Raw genomic sequence first — 4,286 nt, forward strand, 5'->3', positions numbered from 1 at the left:
CAGTTACCAGTTCAGATACTGCTCCGTGAATAATTCAGGATTAATTATGTCAAGTTGTTCCATAATCTTTCTAATAAAAAGACATAATACCGTGTCGATAAAATCATCTTGCCTTGAAGTTCCATAGCAAAGCTCATTTTCAACCTCGCCAAATCTTGTTATTAAAGATGCCAATACATGACTAGCTTGATCTATGATATTCTTCACCGCACATTTTCATCAATCTTAAAAAACAACTCTACAAAAGTATTCAAATAACTGTCATTCATAGTAAATTTCTTTCCGATATTAACCATTAACTGTATAGTGGTTCAGTTGTCAAGACAAAAATCCAAGCTTTTTATAATGAACTGATATATGTAACTAGGTAGGGGAGAAAATCCCCCTTAGGCTGCGTGATCATCCAGTAACAGGATTGGATAATAGCAGGATGCCGGTGTCTGATTATTGAGTGCGGAATGACAACGTTCAAAGTTGTATGTATGCACATATTTCCCAATAGCCTTCCTTGCTTCTCGGATATTGTTGTATTGAGTCAGATATGCTTCCTCGTACTTGAAACTCCGGAACCATCGTTCGATCATGATATTGTCAGCCCACCGGCTTTTACCATCCATGCTTTGACGGATCTGGTTCTCTTTGAGGAAATTCATGTACTCATTGCTTGTAAACTGACAGCCCTGATCCGAATTCAGGATAACAGGTTTTGCCACCATAAACGCCTTTTTTAACGCAGTTATGACCATTCTGGTATCCAGAGTATCATCGACTTCCCAGCCAACGATACAGCGGCTGTACCAGTCAATCACAGCGGTCAGATACAGGAATCCACGCTTAATGGGGATGTATGTAATGTCGATTGACCATGCCTGATTTGGACGGTCGATAACGGCGTTACGTAGCAGATACGGGCAGACTTTAGCCTGTTGCATACGTTTAGAAAGGTTCATTTTTGGATAGATTGGATCGATCCCCATTTCATTCATATAACGGCGCATTTTCCGGCGGCCAACCTGATACCCACGTTTCTTCAGTTGGGCAGACAATTGTCGTGCTCCCCAGGCCGGGTTATCCGTGTGTAAACGATCTATGATTGATTTGCAATCTAACTCCTCCTGAGATATGGGCGTGCCCTTGTAATACACACTGGTACGGTTGATATCAAGAAGCGCAGTTCCTGTTTTAACTGGAAGTTCTTTAGTCTTCAAAAGGTTTTGGACTAAATTTACTCTCGTAGTCAGGTCCAAGTGTTTCTTCAGATTTTTTTTTCAACCAATCCACCTGCATGGTGAGCTGGCCAACTTTTTTCGCATATTCAGCTTTTTCCTTGCGCTCTAAAGCAAGTTTTTCTTTTAGATTATCCTCTCGGGTGTCATCAAAAACCACGGATGCTTTATCGAGGAACTCCTTCTTCCAGTTGCGAAGAAGATTCGGCTGAATATTGTTTTCGGTTGCGATTGTATTTAAGTCTTTTTCTCCTTTGAGCAGTTCAATCACTAATTCTGATTTGAATTTGGCTGAGAGATTTCTTCTTGTTCGAGACATAATAAAAATCCTTCTTTCTGTAGTGTTTACAGTATATCAGATTCATTAAGAAATGTCTCTTGAAGTGTCTTAAATTACGATACCATTATACTGTTTCAATAAATAATTGTTTTATATCCCCCATTAAAGCAGGCTCAGAAATAGATAATGGAGATACATCGTTGTATGTTTTAAACACCTTACATTTTGTATCATCACCATAATTTAAACAATTTCCTTTTAATGCCTTCCCAAATCCGGAAAAGAGATAATATACTTCCGTTTCATTTGAATCTTGTTCTACTAACCCATATTGATATAACGATGATACCACTGCACTATTTTTTTGTTTCTCATCAATTCTCGTTTTTCTTATGTATTCCAATTCAAACGGAGTACATTGATTAATAATTTGTGCCAATTTAAAATACAATGAAATCTCAATTTCTTGCAATAGCAAACATCTAGTTAACATTGCAAAACAATCCACTTTCATTTCATCCTCTAGTTTGTCAATCAAATATATCTGATTTTTTACAAATTCGATATACTTTTCATTATCATTATTAAATCGTGAAGCCATCTTTACTTGTTCGCCGTAGTCTTTGTATGTTCCTTGTAAAAATCTTTTTATCTTATTCCAAAATATAACAGTTGGCATATGAAAGACTATCTGCTTTACATCCTTAGCTGCTAACGTTCCAGATACTGGATCTTTACTTATAACAGCTTGTATTAAATTCCAAAATGCATCCCCTGCATATTCTTTTAAGTCATTATTTTTAACGATTGAAGCCAGTTCATTAAGTTGTTCATCAAACATTTTCTCATCCTCCTGTCAAATAAATAGATATATATTCTGCATATATTCTACCATCATCTAATCTAATATTGTCCAACATCAATGCCTGAAACAAAACATCCCCAACACTCTCCAGTCTTACCATTCCATACTCTTTTTCCGTAAAGCCTTCAATCTGCATCTTCTGCAAAGCAGCTTCCTTTCTCGCCACCAGACAATGCGTATACAATGCCATAATATATTTATCTGATAACAGAAAGGCATATGTTTCGTTCCCTTGATATGTATCCTTGTGGCATATCGAAATAGCATCTGACCGTTTCCAAATATACATCTCCATTATACTGCGGCTTTAACTTCTTTGCATACCTTTTAATTGTTGCGAATATATTATTTCTTTCGATTGCTGTTCGAGACCTCTTAAATACAGGTTTTCTTCCACGCAAATCCATATACACATTATTCAGAATAGTTTTTCCAGTATATTGTCTGAAATCCCTTATTCTTAACAAATAGGATAACACATCTTCCAATTTTTTCTCTGATGTTATCTCCTGATACGAATAATCCCCAAATTCAATATGATCCAGCTTTAAAGGACTGCTCCCCTTTGCAATTTCTCGTTCCATTACTCTATTGATATCTCTCATTGATTCCATAATTTCTCCTTCCCACTTTTGGTCACAATGTCCCAAAGTAAAAACGGGCAGCTACAAGATTTCTCCCATAACCGCCCTACCGCTGTTCATCTCAATTATTCCATTTCAGCCGCCTTTGCAAAATATGCTTTCCGGTCTGTGAGTGCTCTTTTCTCCTGTTCGGACAAACATTGGAATATCTCACTATACCCCATCCCTTCCATCGGAGTATCCTTTGCCAGTAAAAATAGCTTTGTATCAAACCACTCCTACCATAAATTTTCAAACATGCTTTGACTGTCTGTAAAGGTAATTACATCCTCAAACCCCTGTGGTGGTCTATAATACTGCAATTTGACAAACCCATATCTCCCGGCATCCAATACCAGTATATTTTCAATTTCATACAGTTCGGTAAAGGCATTAGCAACTTTCTGGCATTTTAGCTCCTCATCCTCTGTAATATATGTTTCTTTCATACGATGACATCCTCTCCGTTTTTTACATTATATCTCTATTATCACACTTTTGGACATCGTGACCAGAAGTGCCTGCAATCATCTTTATTATCTCCACAAATACTGCGATCATCCTTGCAATTACAATGATACCACCTATCAGACCACCAATGATGCCGTTAAATGCCAACACCCCAATGCTCCCGGCAATTCCAAAATTTTTAGGTATGAAGAACATACACATTTTCCGAATCCCATAGGGAAAACCTATCATAATCCAGAAAAGGAAATAATCAAATCCGTTTTCCTGTTGGCATACCGGATAACACATCAGTATCCATAAACCAAGTATCAATACCGGAACGATAATCTTAAACAATACCCTTTTCATGCCAGCCTCCCCCATACATATCATGCTGCACTTCCTGCTGATAATAATGATTTATTGTTGATGGCGCATTATACAGTGCCGTAACCATGTATGCCTTAATGTTTGAAATTTTTGTTGTCGTGTCTTTCATACACCCCATCACATACTTCAGATGATTGCTCCTCAGCTTTAAGAATTTTGACTTTACAAGCTCATAGGGATACTCCTCCCCCGCAATCCGTATCGTAGTCCGCTTTACACATACAACCTCACAGATCAATTCAAATAATTCATCATACAGTTCCCTGTCATTTATTTCATCATATTTCATGTGATAATCGTACTCAATATTTTCTTTGATAATCTCTATGTATGCATCTGCTCCATCCAGCCTATCATCAGTCTGCTTTCCTTCACCGGATGGATAGATTGGATTGGTATAACTCATATCAGTATAATTTAACCTATTGTGCTATTTCAAATAAAACGTTTAA

General features: G+C 37.2%; 8 protein-coding genes. All 8 read right to left on the reverse strand.

Annotated elements, in window-relative coordinates; translation table 11 throughout:
- Positions 1–386 precede the first annotated feature (386 nt).
- Entirely contained in the window at positions 387–1,247 is an 861-nt protein-coding gene (locus tag DWY93_RS16475) for an IS3 family transposase (RefSeq protein ID WP_347466537.1), read from the reverse strand.
- Positions 1,198–1,545, reverse strand: a complete 348-nt coding sequence (locus tag DWY93_RS17705) for a transposase (protein WP_242990757.1) — start codon at positions 1,543–1,545, stop codon at positions 1,198–1,200. Before DWY93_RS17705 ends, DWY93_RS16475 begins: the two co-directional genes overlap by 50 nt.
- A gap of 85 nt (positions 1,546–1,630) precedes the next feature.
- Positions 1,631–2,347 carry a hypothetical protein gene (locus tag DWY93_RS16480; protein WP_117471374.1) on the reverse strand — a complete coding sequence of 239 codons (717 nt, stop codon included), beginning with the start codon at positions 2,345–2,347 and terminating at the stop codon, positions 1,631–1,633.
- A gap of 4 nt (positions 2,348–2,351) precedes the next feature.
- A complete protein-coding gene (locus tag DWY93_RS17895; protein WP_347466541.1) occupies positions 2,352–2,516 on the reverse strand; it encodes a hypothetical protein in 165 nt (54 codons plus the stop codon).
- A 52-nt stretch (positions 2,517–2,568) separates the two neighbouring features.
- Positions 2,569–2,985 carry a hypothetical protein gene (locus tag DWY93_RS16485; protein ID WP_347466544.1) on the reverse strand — a complete coding sequence of 139 codons (417 nt, stop codon included), beginning with the start codon at positions 2,983–2,985 and terminating at the stop codon, positions 2,569–2,571.
- A gap of 248 nt (positions 2,986–3,233) precedes the next feature.
- Positions 3,234–3,443, reverse strand: coding sequence for a hypothetical protein (locus tag DWY93_RS17900; RefSeq protein WP_347466546.1), 210 nt, complete (start codon positions 3,441–3,443; stop codon positions 3,234–3,236).
- 22 nt (positions 3,444–3,465) lie between these two features.
- The gene (locus DWY93_RS16495) at positions 3,466–3,813 is read right to left on the reverse strand and encodes a DUF6050 family protein (RefSeq protein ID WP_117471375.1); all 348 of its coding nucleotides are present in this window, start codon (positions 3,811–3,813) and stop codon (positions 3,466–3,468) included.
- A complete protein-coding gene (locus tag DWY93_RS16500; protein ID WP_347466549.1) occupies positions 3,794–4,240 on the reverse strand; it encodes a DUF6017 domain-containing protein in 447 nt (148 codons plus the stop codon). The genes DWY93_RS16495 and DWY93_RS16500 overlap by 20 nt, the downstream gene beginning before the upstream one ends.
- Positions 4,241–4,286 lie beyond the last annotated feature (46 nt).

The organism is Clostridium sp. AF28-12 (assembly GCF_003435225.1).
Classification (GTDB): Bacteria; Bacillota; Clostridia; order Lachnospirales; family Lachnospiraceae; genus Pilosibacter; species Pilosibacter fragilis.

What these genes read in the sequence shown, in the direction of transcription:
- DWY93_RS16480 (WP_117471374.1), bottom strand. Translation starts at nt 2,347, where the DNA reads ATGTTTGATGAACAACTTAATGAACTGGCTTCAATCGTTAAAAATAAT.
- DWY93_RS16485 (WP_347466544.1), bottom strand. Translation starts at nt 2,985, where the DNA reads ATGGAATCAATGAGAGATATCAATAGAGTAATGGAACGAGAAATTGCA.
- DWY93_RS17900 (WP_347466546.1), bottom strand. Translation starts at nt 3,443, where the DNA reads ATGAAAGAAACATATATTACAGAGGATGAGGAGCTAAAATGCCAGAAA.
- DWY93_RS16500 (WP_347466549.1), bottom strand. Translation starts at nt 4,240, where the DNA reads ATGAGTTATACCAATCCAATCTATCCATCCGGTGAAGGAAAGCAGACT.
- DWY93_RS17705 (WP_242990757.1), bottom strand. Translation starts at nt 1,545, where the DNA reads ATGTCTCGAACAAGAAGAAATCTCTCAGCCAAATTCAAATCAGAATTA.
- DWY93_RS16495 (WP_117471375.1), bottom strand. Translation starts at nt 3,813, where the DNA reads ATGAAAAGGGTATTGTTTAAGATTATCGTTCCGGTATTGATACTTGGT.